The 16,648-nt window shown below is 73.0% G+C and carries 17 protein-coding genes, 1 other RNA gene and 1 pseudogene; 11 read left to right on the top strand and 8 right to left on the bottom strand.

What is annotated here, in order from left to right; all coding sequences use genetic code 11:
* Positions 1–5: 5 nt before the first annotated feature.
* Complete coding sequence (locus tag ABD347_RS01080; RefSeq protein WP_344355294.1) at positions 6–785, bottom strand: MerR family transcriptional regulator; 780 nt, start codon at positions 783–785, stop codon at positions 6–8.
* A gap of 154 nt (positions 786–939) precedes the next feature.
* Here ABD347_RS01080 and ABD347_RS01075 point away from each other — a divergent pair, with 154 nt between their 5' ends.
* The 3 genes from ABD347_RS01075 to ABD347_RS01065 all read left to right on the top strand — a co-directional run bounded on the left by ABD347_RS01075 (position 940) and on the right by ABD347_RS01065 (position 2,716).
* Positions 940–1,518, top strand: a complete 579-nt coding sequence (locus tag ABD347_RS01075; RefSeq protein WP_344355293.1) for a Uma2 family endonuclease — start codon at positions 940–942, stop codon at positions 1,516–1,518.
* A 66-nt stretch (positions 1,519–1,584) separates the two neighbouring features.
* Positions 1,585–1,987: RNase P RNA component class A (rnpB, locus tag ABD347_RS01070), an RNA gene on the top strand.
* Between the two features lie 402 nt (positions 1,988–2,389).
* On the top strand, positions 2,390–2,716 hold the full coding sequence (locus ABD347_RS01065) for a nuclear transport factor 2 family protein (RefSeq protein WP_344355292.1): 327 nt from the start codon (positions 2,390–2,392) through the stop codon (positions 2,714–2,716).
* A gap of 163 nt (positions 2,717–2,879) precedes the next feature.
* Here ABD347_RS01065 and ABD347_RS01060 read toward each other — a convergent pair whose 3' ends face one another.
* Positions 2,880–3,632 carry an SDR family oxidoreductase gene (locus tag ABD347_RS01060; RefSeq protein WP_344355291.1) on the bottom strand — a complete coding sequence of 251 codons (753 nt, stop codon included), beginning with the start codon at positions 3,630–3,632 and terminating at the stop codon, positions 2,880–2,882.
* Positions 3,633–3,753: 121 nt separating this feature from the next.
* Between ABD347_RS01060 and ABD347_RS01055 the strand changes: the two genes are divergently transcribed.
* Positions 3,754–5,403 (top strand): alkaline phosphatase D family protein, encoded by a 1,650-nt coding sequence (locus ABD347_RS01055; RefSeq protein WP_344355290.1) that lies wholly within the window; start codon positions 3,754–3,756, stop codon positions 5,401–5,403.
* Here the strand turns inward: ABD347_RS01055 and ABD347_RS01050 are convergent.
* Positions 5,390–6,406, bottom strand: coding sequence for a Gfo/Idh/MocA family protein (locus tag ABD347_RS01050; protein ID WP_344355289.1), 1,017 nt, complete (start codon positions 6,404–6,406; stop codon positions 5,390–5,392). The genes ABD347_RS01055 and ABD347_RS01050 overlap by 14 nt on opposite strands.
* A gap of 80 nt (positions 6,407–6,486) precedes the next feature.
* Here ABD347_RS01050 and ABD347_RS01045 point away from each other — a divergent pair, with 80 nt between their 5' ends.
* The 3 genes from ABD347_RS01045 (at position 6,487) to ABD347_RS01035 (ending at position 9,595) form a co-directional block, all read left to right on the top strand.
* Positions 6,487–7,836 carry a multidrug effflux MFS transporter gene (locus ABD347_RS01045; protein ID WP_344355288.1) on the top strand — a complete coding sequence of 450 codons (1,350 nt, stop codon included), beginning with the start codon at positions 6,487–6,489 and terminating at the stop codon, positions 7,834–7,836.
* A 127-nt stretch (positions 7,837–7,963) separates the two neighbouring features.
* Complete coding sequence (locus tag ABD347_RS01040; protein ID WP_344355287.1) at positions 7,964–8,953, top strand: small ribosomal subunit Rsm22 family protein; 990 nt, start codon at positions 7,964–7,966, stop codon at positions 8,951–8,953.
* 114 nt (positions 8,954–9,067) lie between these two features.
* Positions 9,068–9,595, top strand: a complete 528-nt coding sequence (locus ABD347_RS01035; RefSeq protein ID WP_344355286.1) for a hypothetical protein — start codon at positions 9,068–9,070, stop codon at positions 9,593–9,595.
* 126 nt (positions 9,596–9,721) lie between these two features.
* Here ABD347_RS01035 and ddaH read toward each other — a convergent pair.
* Together ddaH and ABD347_RS01025 are read right to left on the bottom strand one after the other, a co-directional pair.
* Positions 9,722–10,561: pseudogene (gene ddaH / locus ABD347_RS01030) on the bottom strand (dimethylargininase); the annotation flags it as partial.
* Between the two features lie 82 nt (positions 10,562–10,643).
* Positions 10,644–10,799, bottom strand: a complete 156-nt coding sequence (locus ABD347_RS01025) for a DUF6243 family protein (protein ID WP_344355285.1) — start codon at positions 10,797–10,799, stop codon at positions 10,644–10,646.
* Positions 10,800–10,948: 149 nt separating this feature from the next.
* Between ABD347_RS01025 and ABD347_RS01020 the strand changes: the two genes are divergently transcribed.
* Together ABD347_RS01020 and ABD347_RS01015 are read left to right on the top strand one after the other, a co-directional pair.
* Positions 10,949–11,566 carry a TetR/AcrR family transcriptional regulator gene (locus ABD347_RS01020; RefSeq protein WP_344355284.1) on the top strand — a complete coding sequence of 206 codons (618 nt, stop codon included), beginning with the start codon at positions 10,949–10,951 and terminating at the stop codon, positions 11,564–11,566.
* A gap of 219 nt (positions 11,567–11,785) precedes the next feature.
* Complete coding sequence (locus ABD347_RS01015) at positions 11,786–12,523, top strand: bifunctional DNA primase/polymerase (protein ID WP_344355283.1); 738 nt, start codon at positions 11,786–11,788, stop codon at positions 12,521–12,523.
* Positions 12,524–12,676: 153 nt separating this feature from the next.
* Here ABD347_RS01015 and ABD347_RS01010 read toward each other — a convergent pair whose 3' ends face one another.
* A complete protein-coding gene (locus tag ABD347_RS01010; RefSeq protein WP_344355282.1) occupies positions 12,677–13,678 on the bottom strand; it encodes an SCO2278 family lipoprotein in 1,002 nt (333 codons plus the stop codon).
* Between the two features lie 147 nt (positions 13,679–13,825).
* Between ABD347_RS01010 and ABD347_RS01005 the strand changes: the two genes are divergently transcribed.
* Positions 13,826–14,476 (top strand): PhzF family phenazine biosynthesis protein, encoded by a 651-nt coding sequence (locus ABD347_RS01005; protein ID WP_344355281.1) that lies wholly within the window; start codon positions 13,826–13,828, stop codon positions 14,474–14,476.
* Between the two features lie 33 nt (positions 14,477–14,509).
* Here the strand turns inward: ABD347_RS01005 and ABD347_RS01000 are convergent, their stop codons facing one another.
* A complete protein-coding gene (locus tag ABD347_RS01000; protein WP_344355280.1) occupies positions 14,510–15,175 on the bottom strand; it encodes a biliverdin-producing heme oxygenase in 666 nt (221 codons plus the stop codon).
* Positions 15,176–15,309: 134 nt separating this feature from the next.
* Entirely contained in the window at positions 15,310–16,167 is an 858-nt protein-coding gene (map, locus tag ABD347_RS00995; RefSeq protein WP_344355279.1) for a type I methionyl aminopeptidase, read from the bottom strand.
* Positions 16,168–16,225: 58 nt separating this feature from the next.
* Here map and ABD347_RS00990 point away from each other — a divergent pair, with 58 nt between their 5' ends.
* Positions 16,226–16,459 carry a hypothetical protein gene (locus ABD347_RS00990; RefSeq protein WP_344355278.1) on the top strand — a complete coding sequence of 78 codons (234 nt, stop codon included), beginning with the start codon at positions 16,226–16,228 and terminating at the stop codon, positions 16,457–16,459.
* The last annotated feature ends 189 nt before the right edge of the window (positions 16,460–16,648 follow it).

The following is a 16,648-nucleotide window of genomic DNA, read 5'->3' as shown; positions in this document are numbered from 1 at the left end:
CCGCCTCACCGCGCGCCCCGCTCATGCGCGATCCGCAGCGCACGGCGGACGACCGCCGCCTGCGCGGCCGAGAAGTCCGCGAAGAACACCGTGCCGGACCAGCCGTCCAGGTCGCCCGGGCCGTCCGGCACCACGTCGTCCGGCAGCAGCCCGGCCAGCGCCCGCGCGGTCTCCTCCACCCGTACGTCGTCGGCCGCCGCGTCCGCGAGCGCGTCGAGCGCCGCGTACACCTCGTACGCCCGCTCCATCGCGCCCGGTGCCCGGGCCATCTCCCGCAGGGAACCCAACAACCGGTCCCTCTCCGCCTCCGGCACCACCGTCTCCAGCAGGGCGAGCATCTCCCGGTCCCGGGCGGCCATCGCCGGCTCCGGTCCCGGCAGGGCGGCCGAGGCCCTCGCCATGTCCCCGAACAGCTCGGCCAGCCCCGGCGACACCGGCCCCTCGGCGGGCATCCGCCCCGCCCGGGCCTGTCCCAGCAGCACCCCCAGCCGCTCCCGGCGGGCCCCGATCTCCTCCTGCTGGCGCGCCAGGTCGGCGTCCAGCTCCTCCAGTACGTCGACGATTTCCCGCCCGGCGTCATCGGCCAGCACGTCCCGTACCTCGTCCAGCCCGAGCCCCAGCTCGGTCAGCCGTCTGATCCGCGCGAGCAGCACGGCGTCGCGCAGCGTGTAGTCCCGGTAGCCGTTGGCCCGCCGCCGGGGCTCGGGCAGCAACCCGAGATGGTGGTAGTGGCGTACCGCCCGCGTGGTGATGCCGACGAGGCCGGCGATCTCTCCGATCCGCATGACGCCAGTAGAAACGTTGACGCTGCGGCAAGGTCAACCGCAATCCCGCGGCCGCCCTCGATCATGTGCCACGATCGAGGGAACGACTCCCATCTCACGGACAGGCGGCCCGGTGATGTCCCAGTCTGACGAGCGACCGAGGAAGGGGCGTGACATGACTGCCATGGCACATGAACCGCTCACGCAGGCAGATGTCCTGCTGGAGGGCTTCCTGGCGTTGGAGACGCCGGAGGGCTTCCGAGCCGAGCTGATCGAGGGGGAGATCGTCGTGACGCCGCCGCCGGACGGGGACCACGAGGACTGCAACAGTCTGATCGTCAAGCAAGTGATCAGGCGCTCCCGCACCGACATGGACGTCTCAGGCAACAAGGGCCTCAAGCTGCCGAGCGGGGGCAACTGCCCCAGGAGCCACGTCATCCCGGACGTCACCTTCGCGCCCGCCGAGCTGAGGCTCTTCCGGGGCGCGGAGTCCTGGATGCCGTGTGAGGGCGTGGCACTCGTCGTCGAGGTCACCTCCACCCGGCCGCAGCGGGACCGCGAGACCAAGCAGCGGTGCTACGCCCGAGGGGGGATCCCTCTGTACCTGCTGGTCGACTGCGAGGCGTCCTCGGTGACCCTGTTCAGTGACCCGGAGCGCGAGGACTACCGCCAGGTGGTCACGGTCCCGTTCGGCAAGCCGCTCCCTCTGCCGGAGCCGTTCGGCTTCGACCTGGAGACCGCCGACTTCCTCTGAAGCCGCCTGGCTTCCTCCCCGGCCGGCGGTGTCCGATACGACGGGTACGATGGGCGACACGGCAGACGAGCCGGGCGGACGGCCGCGTGGAGACCCTTCGGGGATCTTCCCGAGGAACGTCCGGGCTCCACAGGGCAGGGTGGTGGCTAACGGCCACCCGGGGTGACCCGCGGGACAGTGCCACAGAAAACAGACCGCCGGGGACCTGGGTCCTCGGTAAGGGTGAAACGGTGGTGTAAGAGACCACCAGTGCCCAGGGTGACCTGGGCAGCTAGGTAAACCCCACCCGGAGCAAGGTCAAAAGGGGACACCTCCGGTGTCCCTGCGCGGACGCATGAGGGCTGCCCGCCCGAGTCCGCGGGTAGACCGCACGAGACCGGTGGCAACGCCGGTCCTAGATGGATGGCCGTCGCCCCGACGACCGCGAGGTCCCGGGGCACAGAACCCGGCGTACAGCCCGACTCGTCTGCCCTTTTGTCTCTGACCGGCGAAACCACGGGTCAGGGACGTTTTTGCGTGAGTGACGGGCTTCGCCCCACATGTCTGTCCCGTTCGAACCGGTTCCCGCTCACCGGTCTGCACGGCATGCCGGGCACCTGAGCGGCACCGCCCGGGTGGAGGTGCTGCCTGGCTGACGGCGTTCGTACGGCCGACCGTCCGCCGCGGAGCCGTTCCTCGTACGGGCAGGGCCCCGGATGAGGTCGCGGAAGGCTTCGGTCAGGCGGGCGCGGGGGAGACGGGACGGCGGTTCGCGCACTCGCCGGGGCGAGGGGCTGACGCACCACCGATGGCGCAAGGTCCGCGACGAGCCGGGTACGGGGGTGTACGGCTGGGGCGTCGCCGTTCCCGTGACCGTACCGAAGGAGACACCGTGACCATCCCCGTGGAGCAGCTCACCGACCCCGCCGTACGCGCCTTCGTCGCCGCCGTCAACGCGGGCGACCGTGCCGCGTTCGCCGCCGCGCTCTCGCCCGGCGCCACCATGTCCGACGACGGCTCCGACCGGGACTTGGACCAGTGGGCCGAGAAGGAGATCTTCACCTCGGGCGGGCACATGGACGTCGAGTCGGAGCAGGCGGACGGCCGCGCGCTCGTCGTCCGCTACCGCAACGACACCTGGGGCGAGATGCGGACCGCGTGGCGGTTCGTGGTGGGCGGCGACGGGAAGGTGAGCCGCTTCGAGACGGGCCAGGCGTGACCGGTCCCCGGCGTGGTCGCCGGGCCGGGCCGGGCCGCCGGGGGGGGGCGGGTGCGCGGTGCCGAGGTGTCCGGGTGCGGCCGGTGCCGGGGTGGCCGGGGCGCCGGAGTCACCGGGTGCCGGGGCGACCGGGTGCCGGAGTTGCCGGACGCGGCCGGGGGTGTCAGCCGCGTCCGATGTAGGGCATCGCCGTGGCCATGACCGTCGCGAACTGGACGTTGGCCTCCAGCGGCAGCGCCGCCATGTGCGCGACCGTGCGGGCCACGTCCGCCGCGTCCATGACCGGTTCGGGCGCCAGTTGACCGTTCGCCTGGAGGATGCCCGCCTGCATGCGCTCGGTCATCTCGGTGGCCGCGTTGCCGATGTCGATCTGGCCGCACGCGATGCGGTGGGGGCGGCCGTCCAGGGACAGTGACTTCGTCAGGCCGGTCATGGCGTGCTTGGTCGCCGTGTACGCGATCGAGTGCGGCCGCGGCACGTGGGCCGAGATGGAGCCGTTGTTGATGATCCGGCCGCCCTGCGGCGACTGCTCCTTCATCTGCCGGTACGCCGCCTGCGCGCACAGGAACGCGCCGGTGAGGTTGACGTCGACGACCGCGCGCCACGTCTCGTGGTCCAGGTCCTCGACGGGCGTGCCGCCCCCGGCGAAGGTGCCCGCGTTGTTGAACAGCAGGTCGACGCGGCCGAAGCGGTCCCGGACGGCGTCGAACAGGGCCGTCACCGCCCCGGGCGACGTGACGTCGGTCGGGACGCAGAGGGCGTCCGCCTCCGCCAGGGCCGCCGTCTCCTGAAGGGGCTCGGCCCGGCGGCCCGCCAGGGCCAGGGACCAGCCGTCCTCCGCCAGCGCAAGCGCCACGCTCCGGCCGATGCCCGAGCCGGCCCCTGTCACCACCGCGATCCTCCGTACAGCGCTCATGGGGCCGCAGCGTACGGGAGAGTCCGGCACGCGGAACTCATACGGCCGACATGTGGATGTTGTGTACCCGACAACCGGTACGGCTGGGATGCCCCTGACACACACCACCAGGGGAGGGTCCATGACGCCCGCACACCGTGCCGGCACCCGGCAGGAAGCCCAGCACGCGCCCGAACTCCGAGCCGCCGCCCGCCACTTCGGCCGCCGCGGCTTCCTCACTGCCACCGGGGCCGCCGCCGCGCTCGCCTTCTCGGTGAACCTGCCGGGCACCGCCCACGCCGCCGAGGCCGACGCCCGCCGCATCACCGAGGACCCGTTCACCCTCGGCGTGGCCTCGGGCGACCCGCTCCCCGGCTCCGTCCTGCTCTGGACGCGCCTCGCGCCCCGCCCGTACGAACCCGGCAGCGGCATGCCCAGGGCGCGCGTCCAGGTCCGCTGGGAGCTGGCCCACGACGCCCGGTTCACCCGCGTCGTCAGACGCGGGCAGGCCACCGCCCACCCGGAGTTCGACCACAGCGTCCACGCCGAGGTGACCGGCCTCGACGCGGACCGCGTCTACCACTACCGCTTCCGCGCCGGCACCTGGATCAGCCCCGCCGGCCGCACCCGCACCGCCCCCCGTCCCGGCGCCCGCGTGGGCGAGCTGAAGCTTGCCGCCGTCTCCTGCCAGGCGTACCACGACGGGTACTTCACGGCGTACCGGCACCTCGCCGACGAGGACCTCGACGCCGTCTTCCACCTCGGCGACTACCTGTACGAGTACGCCGTCAACGCCACCGGCGGCGCACGGAACCTCACCGACCGCCGGCTCCCCGCCCACTTCAACCGCGAGACCGTCACGCTGGAGGACTACCGGCTGCGCTACGGTCTGTACAAGACCGACGCCGAGCTCCGGGCCGCGCACGCCGCACACCCCTTCGTGGTCACCTGGGACGACCACGAGACGGAGAACAACTACGCGGGCGGCACACCGGAGAACGACGTGCCGCCCGAGGAGTTCCTGCTGCGCCGTGCCGCCGCGTACCGCGCCTACTGGGAGAACCAGCCCCTGCGCGCCCCGCAGCGGCCGACCGGCCCGGACATGCGGCTGTACCGGCGGCTGAGGTTCGGCCGGCTCGCGCAGTTCGACATCCTCGACACCCGCCAGTACCGCTCCGACCAGGCCTACGGCGACGGCTGGCAGACGCCGGGCCCCGAGTCCGAGGACCCCTCACGCACCATGATCGGCGCCGCGCAGGAGCGCTGGCTGCTGGACGGGTGGAAGGACACGACCGCCACCTGGAACGTCGTCCCCCAGCAGGTCACCTTCGCCCAGCGGCGCAACCTCCCCACCTCGGACTTCAAGCTCTCCATGGACGCCTGGGACGGCTACCCCGCCTCCCGCCGGCGGGTTCTGGACGGCGCGGCGGCCGCCGGGGTGGAGAACCTCGTCGTCCTGACCGGCGACGTCCACGTCGGATACGCCTTCGACCTGAAGGCCGACTTCGACGACCCGGCGTCGCGGACCGTCGGCACCGAGATCGTCGCCACGTCCATCGCCAGCGGCAAGGACGGCGCCGACAAACCCGCCAACTGGGACAACCTCACCCGCGCCAACCCCCACCTGAAGTTCTACAACGGGCGGCGCGGCTATGTGACGGTCACCCTGACCGGCGAGCGGGCCCGCGCCGACTACCGGACGGTGGCCGCCGTGACGACGCCGGGCGCGCCGGTCACCACGGCCGCCTCGTTCGTGACCGAAGCCGGCGACCCGGGCCTCAGACCCGTGTGACCGGCTCGTCGGCCGGGTGCTCGTCGGCCGGGTAGCGGACGCCGATGCGGTCCCGCACCGCGTCGAGCGTCCGCATCACGGCGAGGGTCCCGTCCAGCGGGACCAGCGGCGACTCCGTCTCGCCCGCCCGCAGGCAGCGCATCACCTCCGCCGCCTCGTGCTGGAGGCTGTCGCGCCGCCCGGCCACCGTGAACTCCTCCGGCTCACGCCCCTCCCGGTGCAGGACGAACCCCTCCGGGTAGAAGAAGCCGCGCGGGAACTCGATGCGGCCCTTGGTCCCGGACACCGACGCGGTCAGCGGCGTGTCCGCCACGAGCGAGCACGACAGCGACGCCGTCGCCCCCGAGTCCCAGCCGAGCAGCATCCCCGTGTTCAGGTCCACGCCCTCCGGCGACAGCAGCGCGTCCGCCTGGACGCGGTCCGGTTCGCCCAGCAGCAGCTGCGCGAACGACACCGGGTAGACGCCGAGGTCGAGCAGCGCGCCGCCACCCACCGCCGGGTCCCGCAGCCGGTGCCCGGGGTCGGCGGGCCCCACCAGCCCGAAGTCCGCGTGGACGGACCGGATCTCACCGACCGCCCCGTCCCGCACCAGCTCCACCAGCCGCCGGACGACCGGCCCGCAGTACATCCACATGGCCTCCATCAGGAACAGCCCGCGCTCCCGGGCGAGCGCCACCAGCTCCTCCGCCTCACGCGCGTTCAGCGTGAACGGCTTCTCGCACAGCACCGCCCGGCCCGCCTCCAGGCACAGCCCGGCCGCCTCCCGGTGCGCCGAGTGCGGCGTCGCCACGTACACGACGTCCACGCCGCCGTCCGCCGCCAGGTCCGCCCAGCTCCCGTACGCCCTCGGTATCCCGAACCGCTCGGCGAACGCCTCCGCCGACGCGGCGGCACGGGACGCCACGGCCACCACCTCGGCGTCCGGCATCTGCAACAGATCGGTGGTGAACGACGCCGCGATGCCCCCGGTCGCCAGCACGCCCCACCGCACGGTCCCGCCCATACCCAGCTCCTCAAATTGAGGTTTCAACGACTGCTGACGAGCTGAGAGCATAGGCGCGGCCCCCACGACCAGGAGATGAGATGCCGGAAAGCGGCCCGAGTACGCCAGGACACATACCGACCGAGCGCCCGAAGGCCACCGAGCAGGCCCCGGAGACCCCCGGCACCGGCACCGCCTCCGGTACCGGCACCGGCACGCCCGCTGCCGCGAGGCGGGCGGGTCTGCTCGTCACGCTCGTGCTGGGCGGGCTCACCGCGCTGCCGCCGCTGTCCATGGACATGTACCTCCCGGCCCTGCCGGAGGTCACCCAGGCCCTGCACGCGCCCGCGGCGACCGTCCAGCTCACGCTGACCGCCTGCCTCGCCGGCATGGCGCTCGGCCAGCTGGTGGTCGGTCCCATGAGCGACAGGTGGGGGCGCCGCCGCCCCCTGCTCATCGGCATGCTCGTGTACATCGCCGCCACCGCCGTCTGCGCCCTGGCGCCCAGTCCCGAACTGCTCATCGCGTTCCGGCTGCTCCAGGGGCTCGCGGGCGCCGCCGGCATCGTGATCGCCCGAGCGGTGGTGCGTGACCTGTACGACGGTGTCGAGATGGCCCGGTTCTTCTCCACCCTCATGCTGATCTCCGGGGTCGCCCCGATCATCGCCCCGCTCATCGGTGCCCAGATCCTCCGGGTCACCGACTGGCGCGGCGTCTTCCACGCCCTCACCGTGGTCGGCGTACTGCTCACCCTCGTCGTCTGGAAGTGGCTCGGTGAGACGCTGCCGCCCGCCCGGCGGCACGGCGGCGGGGTGGGCGAAGCGCTGCGGACGATGCGCGGACTCCTCGCCGACCGGGTGTTCTCCGGGTACATGCTCGCGGGCGGGCTCGCCTTCGCCGCCCTCTTCGCGTACATATCGGCCAGCCCGTTCGTGGTGCAGGAGATCTACGGTGCCTCGCCGCAGACCTTCAGCCTGCTGTTCGGCATCAACTCGGTCGGGCTCGTCGCGGTCGGCCAGATCAACGGCAAACTGCTGGTGGGCCGCGTCAGCATGGACAAGGCGCTCGGCTTCGGCCTCGCGGTGATCACCGTGGCGTCCGCCGCGCTGCTGCTGATGACCAGTGGGGTCTTCGGCGAGGTGGGGCTCGTGCCGGTGGCGGCCGGGCTGTTCGTCCTGATGTCGGCGATGGGCCTGGCGATGCCCAACACCAACGCCCAGGCCCTGATGCGCACCCCGCACGCGGCCGGGTCGGCCTCCGCGCTGCTGGGCACGTCCTCGTTCCTGATCGGCGCGGTGGCCTCTCCGCTCGTCGGCATCGCGGGCGAGGCGACGGCGGTACCGATGGCCGTGGTCCAGCTGGCGTGCGCGCTGGGCGCCGTGGCCTGCTTCCTTGGCCTGTGCCGCCCGTGGCGGCAGCGGCGGCCGGACCGTCAGCCGCGCCCCGCGTAACCGTCCCCCCCGGCCGACGGGCGGCCGGCGCGGCAACCGCCGTACGCCCGAGCCGTTCGCGCGTCGAGGGGCGGGGGCGTTCCCGGCCGCCGGCGGAGCGTGCCGCCGGTCCGCCTACCATGGATCGGTGAACGCCTCCCTCCCCACCGCGGAAGCCCTGCGCGGCGCCCTCGCCGGGCTGCTCGACGGGCTCCCGCCGACGCAGGCGGCACAGGCCGTCGACCGGCTCATCTCCCACTACCGCGGGACGGTCCCCACCGGCGCTCCCGTGCTGCGGGACCGGTCCGACGTCGCGGCCTACGCCGCCTACCGCATGCCCGCGACGTTCGAGGCGGTACGGGCGGCGCTGGACGCGCTGAGGGAGGCCGCCCCGGAGTGGGCGCCGGACACGCACACCGACATCGGGGGCGGAACGGGCGCCGCGAGCTGGGCCGTCGCCGAGGCGTGGGACTCCTCGGCGCGCACCACCGTGCTGGACTGGGCCGAACCGGCGCTGGAGCTGGGCCGCGAGCTCGCGGCGGCGTCCGGGATCGCGGCCCTGGAGACCGCCGCGTGGCAGCGTTCTCGCATCGGTGCGGCACTCCGCGTCGAGAGCACCGACCTCGTCACCGTGTCGTACGTCCTCAACGAGCTCACCGACCAGGACCGCGCCGACCTCGTCACCGAGGCCGCCCGCGCCGCCCGGGCCGTCGTGATCGTCGAACCCGGCACCCCCGACGGCTACGCGAGGATCATCGCCGCCCGCGACCAGTTGATCGCGGCCGGGCTGACGGTCGCCGCGCCCTGCCCGCACAGCGGCGCCTGCCCCATCGAGCCGGGCACCGACTGGTGCCACTTCGCCACCCGGGTCAGCCGCTCCTCGCTCCACCGCCAGGTGAAGGGCGGCTCCCTCGCGTACGAGGACGAGAAGTTCGCCTATGTCGTGGCGACCCGGTTCCCCGTGACCCCCGCCCCGGCCCGGATCACCCGCAAGCCCCAGATCCGCAAGGGCCAGGTCCTGCTGGACCTGTGCACCGAGGACGACGGGCTGCGCCGCGAGACGGTCACCAAGCGGCACGGCGCCCTCTACAGGGCCGCCCGCGACGCCGCCTGGGCGGACGAGTGGCCGCCCCGCTGACGGGGTGACAGCGCGCGACCACGCGGGTGACGTCGTGCCCGTGGCGGCTGCCCGGAGCGCTCCGGCGGAGTTGAGGTGGGCTCGTTCCCGCTCCGTCCACTCCCTGGAGGTTCCATGCCCCGCACCCACACCCGCTCCCGCGCCCGGCTTCTCACCGGCGGCGTCGTGGCCGCCACCACCGCGGTGCTCGCCACCACCGCGCTGACGTTCACCGCCGTGGCGGCACCGAAGCCCACGCCGAAGGACGCGCCGAAGGACTCCGTGAAGGTGCTCGACTGGCTGGCGGTGAAGCAGTCCGACGGCAAGCCGGAGCGCGTGCGTGTCGGCGCCGACTGGACCGTGCACTCCCACCTGTACACCAACAAGAAGGGGAAGCCCGGCAAGAAGATCGGTGACGCGTCGGCGCACTGCAGCGCCGTCGACGTGACGCGCCACGGGTACGTCGCCCTGTGCCACCGGGTGCTGCGCACCGACGACGGCAGCATCAGCCTGAGCGACACCATCGACCGCTTCGGCCGCCATCCGCACGGGGGCCGCTCGGCGGTCACCGGTGGTACGGGGAAGTACGTGGAGGCCGAGGGTCAGGCCGAGCTCACCTTCCACGGGGACATCGCCCGGTACCGCATCCTGCTCGACGACTGACCACGCGGACCGCGGACCCCTACCCGTACCCGCGCCCCGTACCCGCGGGTACGGGTACGGGGCCGTACCGGGTACGGGCCGGGTACGGAAGGGCCGGGCCGTGCGCGCCCGGCCCCCGCCCGGCCGTCAGGCGCGCAGCTCCTGCGTACAGCACTTCACGCTGCCACCGCCCTTGAGCAGCTCGCCCAGGTCCATGCCGATCGGCTCGAACCCCCGCTCGCGCAGCGGCCGGAGCAGCCCCACCGCGGCCTGCGGCAGCAGTACGTGTCTGCCGTCGCTCACCGCGTTCAGCCCGAGCGCCGCGGCGTCCTCCTCCTCGGCGATCAGCGCGTCGGGGAACAGCCGGCGCAGCACCGAGCGGCTGCCGGGGGAGAACGCGCCGGGGTAGTACATGATCTCGTCGGCCGCGTCGTCCAGGACACACAGCGCCGTGTCCAGGTGGTAGTAGCGGGGGTCCACCAGGTCCAGGCCGATCACCGGCCGCCCGAAGAACTCCTGTGCCTCGTCGTGCGACAGCGGACTGGAGCGGAACCCGCGCCCCGCCAGGACGTACGTCGAGGTGACCGCGAAGTCGCCCTCGCCCTCGTTGACGTGGTCCGGTTCGCGCACGTCGGTGAACCCGTGCGCACGGAACCACGCGCGGTGCACCGCGGCCTCGGCGGCGCGCTCGGCGAAGGCGAACCGGGCACCGAGCACCCGGCCCTCGATGACGGTGGCGCCGTTGGCGGCGAACACCATGTCGGGCAGGTCGGGCCGGGGCTCCAGCAGCTCGACGGTGTGGCCGAGCGACAGGTACCGGTCGCGCAGGTCTTCCCACTGGGTCAGGGCGAGCGACAGGTCGACCGGTTTCGCGGGGTCCATCCAGGGGTTGATGGAGTACGTCACCCTGAAGTGCGCGGGTGGGCACATCAGGTAGCGGCGAGGTGTTGCGTCACGAGGCAAGGAAGGCTCCTCACGGACGGCAGGCGCACGATCTGTGCGTGGATGCCATGGTGCGCCGTGCGGAGCCCTCGCGCAGTGGACCGTACGGGTGAGTTCACGCCGGCGCTCACCGAGCGCCGTGTGCCGTACGCCCCTCCTTCAGTTTCCGCAGCAACTCCCGCTTCTGCGCGGCCGGGTCGACACCCCGGCCGACACCTCCGCCGCCACTGCCGCGCAGGGCCGCGCGGGAGAGCTTCCGGCGGGTGCCGCCTACGCCCAGCATGCTTCCTGCTCCACCACGGGTCATGGGTGGGCTCCCTTCGGTTCGGTTCGGTTCGTGGCCGTCTCTCTGACGTACTCAGAGTGAACGAGACGTATCGTCTTGTCAAGAGACGATACGTCTCGCCTCGCACCGCTGCTAGATTGAGGAGCATGGCTGACACCAAGGCACCCGACTCCACCCGCCGCAGCGAGCGCTCCCGCCGCGCCATCTACGACGCCGCCCTCGCCCTCGTCGGAGAGGTCGGCTACGCCAGGACCACCATCGAGGGCATCGCCGCCCGCGCCGGGGTCGGCAAGCAGACCATCTACCGCTGGTGGCCCTCCAAGGCGGCCGTCCTCCTGGAGGCCTTCGTCGACCTCGGGGTCCAGGCCAACGAGGCGCTCGGCGGCGACGCGGACACGGAGATCCCGGACACCGGCGACCTCGAGGCCGACCTGAAGTTCGTGCTGCGGGCCACGGTCGACGAGCTGAACGACCCCAGGCACGACGCCCCGTCCCGGGCCCTGGCCGCCGAGGGTGTGGTCAACCCCGAGCTCGGCGCCCGGTTCGTCGAGCAGTTGCTGGAACCCCAGCTCCAGCTGTACGTCAAGCGGCTGTCCGCCGCCCGCGAGGCCGGCCAGGTCCGCCGGGAGATCGACCCGCGCATCGCCCTGGAGCTCTTCGTCGGCCCGCTCGCCCACCGGTGGCTGCTCCGCACCGCGCCGCTGACCCACGCGTACGCGGACAGTCTCGTGGAATACGCCCTGCACGGCCTCGCCCCCCGGTGAGCCCCGGTCGCGCGGGCCGGGTGCGCGCCGCGTGGAGCTCCTCACGCCCCGCCGCCTCCGAAGGGGGGCGAACCGCCTCGTAACCGTGCGAACCGACCCGTTCCGCGGTGGTGGAGGACGGGCCACCGCGGTCGGGTTGCGGACTTGCGGTCACCGAAGGCGCAGGATGGTGGGACCATGGCAGGGACCGCAGGGCTCGGCAGAGGTGTGAGGGGATAGATGGGCGACGGTATCGGCCGCTACCGCGGCACGGAGAACAAACTCGCGCAGTGGCTGCGCCGGCGTCCGAAGAAGGGCGCCGTCGAGACCCCGAGCCGCGAGGATCTGCTCCGGGCCGTCGCCGCCGCAGGCCTGCCGCTCGCCCCCGCCGCGTATCCCGTCGGCTACCGATGTTCCTGCGAGCGCATCGGCTGTCCCACCCCGGCCCGCCATCCCGTCTCCTTCGCCTGGCAGACGCAGTCCACCACCGACCGCGCGCAGATCGAGCGGTGGGCGCAGGACCAGCCGCAGGCCAACTTCATCACCGCGACCGGCATGGTCCACGACGTCCTCGACGTTCCGCTGGAGGCCGGTCGCGCCGCGTTGGAGCGGCTGCTCGGCGAGGGCGTCGACGTCGGTCCGGTCGCCGAGGCCGGGGACGGCCGGATGCTGTTCTTCACCGCCACCCGCGGCACCCCCGAGGACGAGGACGAGTGGTGGCCGTGCGAGCTGGACTGCCACCCCGAGACCATGGACGAGCACCCGGGACTGCGCTGGCACTGCCGCGGCTCCTATGTCCTGGTGCCCCCGGCCCGTCTCGCCGGCGAGCTGGGCGTGAACTGGGTACGCGGCCCGGAGAACCCGCTGCCGGACCCGCTGACGCTGCTGGAGGCGCTCACCGACGCCTGCGCGCGTCACGCCGACCAGTACGACGGGCAGGACGACCACCACTCGGTGGCCTGGCCGCTCAGCCGGTGAACGGCGTCCCTGGCCCGCGCTGACGCACGGCGTCACTGCCCGCGCTCACGCCGCACAGGGCGCCAGGGGCCGCATCCGCGCCGCCGCACAGGGCACCATGGGCCGCGTCCGCGCTGACGTGCGGCTTCCCGAGCCGCTCGGCGCCGAGGGGCGTCACGAACCCGTCGCGGCGATCACGCCCTGGAGCCGGGCCACGATCGTGACCTGGTCCGACTCCGCGCCGGCCGGCTTCACCAGCACCGCCTGGCTGGACACCCACTCCTTGGTGAGGGTGCTCGTGACCTCGCCCGTCATCAGCGCCCGCACCTCGGGGCTGACCTTCGGCCGGTAGCCCTTGGCAGCCACCTGCCGGTCGTAGAACCGTGTCGCGAAGAAGACCAGGGCGCCGCCGTCCTGCGTCGTCAGGCCCAGCGGCGCGTAGTCGGCGGTGTCCAGCGGCTGGTCCACGTACTGCGTGGCCAGCCCCGGCCGCTTGGCGATCTGCGCTCGCTCCTCGCGCCACGCCGACGTGTGCGGCCCGGCGGCGAAGTGGGCCGGCTTACCGGTCTGGAGGTACGAGGTGTACTCCTCGCTCAGGTCCTTCGGCGCCACCGCCAGCGCGGTGGAGTCCGGCGCGACCGGCTCCGCCCATCCCTCCTGGTCCGTCCGGAACTTCGGTACCCCGCCGGCGGGCAGGATCTGCAGGTAGGCGACCTCCCACAGCTGCTCGGGCCCGTTGCGCACGAAGACCAGCACCCAGCGGGTGTCGTCCGCGCCGCTGTCCGTGTCCCGATTGGAGTCCGTGTCAGCGACGAACCAGCGCGGCCAGCCCGCCTTCTTCGGTATGGCGAACCGCGCGTCGGTGAGCCGCAGGGGCCGGTGGGCGGGGTTGCCGCCCGGGCTGGTGACACTCCGGGACTTCAACCCCGCCTGGTTGATCGCTCCCAGCGCGCCGGTGACCCGCCCCGCGTCGAGAGCCGGGTCGAAGGCCTTGTCGGCCGCGTTGTACGCGTCGGTGAACGCCGTGAGGGCTTCCGCCGCCTCGGTCCTCGTCGCCGCCGGGACGACCTCCAGCTCACCGTGCACCGTCACGCACCCGCTCGCCGTCAGCGCCAGTACCGTCGCCACCGTCGTCGCCGCGAGCCCCGCCGCCCGACCCCGACCCAGCCTTCTCATCGGTTGCCTTCTGCTCCTCGACCCCCACTGACCGTCCGAACCCTACCGGGGCCGGGGACAGCCCGAGCGCCGGGACCGGATACGGTGCCCGCACCGCCGCCTCCGGGCCCCGGGCCCCGCGCCCCACCCGCGTGCTTCAATGCCCGGGTGAACACTGCATACGACGTGGTCGCCGTCTTCTGCGGGGGCGACGGTCGCCACGGCAACCTCCTCGGTGTCGTGCGCGACGGGCGGTCCCACCCCGACGAGGCGTCCCGGCAGGCGTTCGCCAAGCGGCTGGGGTTCAGCGAGACCGTGTTCGTCGACGACCCCGACCGCGGGGTCGTCGACATCTACACGCCCGGCGTGCGCCTGCCGTTCGCCGGGCACCCGCTCGTGGGTACCGCCTGGCTGCTCGACCTGGAGGTGTTGAACCCGCCGGCGGGCGAGGTCTGGACACGGAACGACGGCGAGTTCACCTGGATCACGGCCCGCGCCGAGTGGGCACCGGAACGGACGGTGCGCCGGTACGCGTCGGCCCGCGAGGTGGACGCGCTGGACGTGCCGCCGCCGGGGGAGTGGGTCTACGCGTGGGCGTGGGAGGACGAGGCGGCCGGCCGGGTGCGGGCGCGGGCGTTCCCGGGGCGCGGCGACGGCATCGAGGAGGACGAGGCGACCGGCGCCGCCGCCCTGCTGCTCACCGCCCGTCTGGGCAGGGCGCTGAACATCACGCAGGGCCGGGGGTCGCAGTTGCTGACGGCCCCCGGCCCCGACGGCACGATCGAGCTCGGCGGCCGGGTGCGCGAGGTCAGGCGCTGAGCCCCGGGCGGCGCCCGGGCGGGGAGGCGGTGGTCACGCGCTCAGCGGGAACTCGGCGCCCAGCTCGCGGAAGACCGCGCCGTTGAAGTCGAAGGCGCGCCTGCACTCGTCGACGATCCGCTGCTTCTCCAGGTCGTCCGCCTCGACCCGGTCCAGCAGCTCGCGGTAACCCCGCTTGAACGCGGCCGGGTTGGGGATCTGCTCGAAGACGTAGAACCGCACGCCGTCGCCCTTGCGGGCGAAGCCCCACGTCCGCTCGGCCTTGTCCCGGATGATCTGGCCGCCGGACAGGTCGCCCAGGTACCGCGTGTAGTGGTGCGCCACGTACCCGGCGGGCCAGGTCCGGGCGCACTCCTCGACGCGGGCGGCGTACGCGGCGGTGGCCGGCAGCGGCGTGAGGGCCGCGCGCCACCCGGCGCCGCGCAGGTGCGCGAGGTCCCGCTCCAGCTCCGGGGTGCGGAACAGCTCCGGCTGGATGAACGGCCCGGCCACCGGGTCGTCCCGCAGTGCGTCGGCGGCGTCTTCCAGGGCCCGGTACACGAACCACAGCTGCTCGGTGTAGCGGGCGTAGGCGTCCATGCCGAGCCGCCCGCCGAGCAGGTCGCTCATGAAGGTCGAGTTCTCCGCTTCGGTGTGCTGCTGGTGCGATGCGGTGCGGATGAGCGTCGAGAACGGGGTGGCGGTGCCGCGTGCGTCCAAGGCGGGCCTCCGGGGACCGGTGGGGACGGGACGTGGCGGCCGGGACCGCCACTACCGTCGATCTTCCTGCTCAGGCAAACCTCAGTCAACCGGTTCCCGACGACCTGTCGGTAAAAGACTACCCGCCCGCCGCGTCAGGGCAACGTCAGGATTTCGGCACCCGTCTCCGTGACCACGAGCGTGTGCTCGAACTGCGCGGTCCGCTTGCGGTCCTTCGTGACGACGGTCCAGCCGTCGTCCCACATGTCGTACTCGTGGGTGCCCAGCGTCAGCATCGGCTCGATGGTGAACGTCATGCCGGGCTGGATGACCGTGGTGGCGTGCGGGGAGTCGTAGTGCGGGATGATCAGACCGGAGTGGAACGACGAGTTGATCCCGTGCCCGGTGAAGTCCCGCACCACCCCGTAGCCGAAGCGCTTGGCGTACGACTCGATGACCCGGCCGATGACGTTGATCTGGCGCCCCGGCTTGACCGCCTTGATGGCGCGGTTGAGCGACTCGCGGGTCCGCTCGACGAGCAGCCGGGACTCCTCGTCCACGTCGCCGCACAGGTAGGTGGCGTTGTTGTCGCCGTGGACGCCGTTGATGTACGCCGTCACGTCGAGGTTCACGATGTCGCCGTCGCGCAGGACGGTGGAGTCGGGGATGCCGTGGCAGATGACCTCGTTGACCGAGGAGCACAGGGACTTCGGGAAGCCCCGGTAGCCGAGCGTCGACGGGTAGGCGCCGTGGTCGCACATGTACTCGTGCGCGACCCGGTCCAGCTCGTCCGTGGTCACACCCGGCGCGATGCGCTTGGCGGCCTCCTCCATCGCCTGCGCGGCGATGCGGCCCGCGATACGCATCCGCTCGATGGTGTCGGCGTCCTGCACCTCCGGGCCGGTGTACGGCGCCGGGGCGGGCTTGCCCACGTACTCGGGGCGGCGGATGGATCCGGGGACGGAACGGGCGGGGGAGAGTTCCCCTGGTACGAGCAGCGACTGGCCAGACATGCCAGCGAGTCTAACCAGGCGTCGCGGGGGCACCCTTGCGACAGAGGAAGGAGCCGAGATGGCCCTGTTCAAGAAGCGCACTGTCGGGAAGCCGGGCGAGTGGTACTACTGCCTGAAGCACGGAAGGGTCGAGGAGGGCCCGGAGTGCCGCGCCGCGGACCGCTTCGGGCCGTACGCGACGCGTGAGGAGGCGTCCCACGCCATGGAGACCGCTCGGGAGCGCAACCTCCAGTGGGAGACCGACCCCAAATGGCACGACGCCAAGGACACCCCCGAGGACGGCACGCCCTGACGGCCCCCGGCGGGCCCACGGGGCGGGAAGGCCCCGGCTCCTCCGCAGGGGCGGGCAGCCACCCGGAAGTCCCTCCGGCGAACCGCTGAGGCCCCGGCCGGCGGCGGACCGCTCCGGACTCGGCAGCCCCGGCCCCCGTCGCGGTCACCGCTTCCCGCCCGGTGACGCGGCGGCGGGCCACGGCGGCCG

It is taken from the genome of Streptomyces gobitricini, from assembly GCF_039532985.1.
Lineage (GTDB): Bacteria > Actinomycetota > Actinomycetes > Streptomycetales > Streptomycetaceae > Streptomyces > Streptomyces gobitricini.
The sequence above is the reverse complement of the archived record's forward strand: the minus strand, read 5'-3'. Positions and strand labels throughout refer to the sequence as shown.

Coding starts and splice junctions, on each gene's coding strand:
- ABD347_RS01080 (WP_344355294.1), bottom strand. CDS start 785: ATGCGGATCGGAGAGATCGCCGGCCTCGTCGGCATCACCACGCGGGCG.
- ABD347_RS01075 (WP_344355293.1), top strand. CDS start 940: ATGACTGCCATGGCACATGAACCGCTCACGCAGGCAGATGTCCTGCTG.
- ABD347_RS01060 (WP_344355291.1), bottom strand. CDS start 3,632: ATGAGCGCTGTACGGAGGATCGCGGTGGTGACAGGGGCCGGCTCGGGC.
- ABD347_RS01055 (WP_344355290.1), top strand. CDS start 3,754: ATGACGCCCGCACACCGTGCCGGCACCCGGCAGGAAGCCCAGCACGCG.
- ABD347_RS01050 (WP_344355289.1), bottom strand. CDS start 6,406: ATGGGCGGGACCGTGCGGTGGGGCGTGCTGGCGACCGGGGGCATCGCG.
- ABD347_RS01045 (WP_344355288.1), top strand. CDS start 6,487: ATGCCGGAAAGCGGCCCGAGTACGCCAGGACACATACCGACCGAGCGC.
- ABD347_RS01035 (WP_344355286.1), top strand. CDS start 9,068: ATGCCCCGCACCCACACCCGCTCCCGCGCCCGGCTTCTCACCGGCGGC.
- ABD347_RS01025 (WP_344355285.1), bottom strand. CDS start 10,799: ATGCTGGGCGTAGGCGGCACCCGCCGGAAGCTCTCCCGCGCGGCCCTG.
- ABD347_RS01020 (WP_344355284.1), top strand. CDS start 10,949: ATGGCTGACACCAAGGCACCCGACTCCACCCGCCGCAGCGAGCGCTCC.
- ABD347_RS01015 (WP_344355283.1), top strand. CDS start 11,786: ATGGGCGACGGTATCGGCCGCTACCGCGGCACGGAGAACAAACTCGCG.
- ABD347_RS01010 (WP_344355282.1), bottom strand. CDS start 13,678: ATGAGAAGGCTGGGTCGGGGTCGGGCGGCGGGGCTCGCGGCGACGACG.
- map (WP_344355279.1), bottom strand. CDS start 16,167: ATGTCTGGCCAGTCGCTGCTCGTACCAGGGGAACTCTCCCCCGCCCGT.
- ABD347_RS00990 (WP_344355278.1), top strand. CDS start 16,226: ATGGCCCTGTTCAAGAAGCGCACTGTCGGGAAGCCGGGCGAGTGGTAC.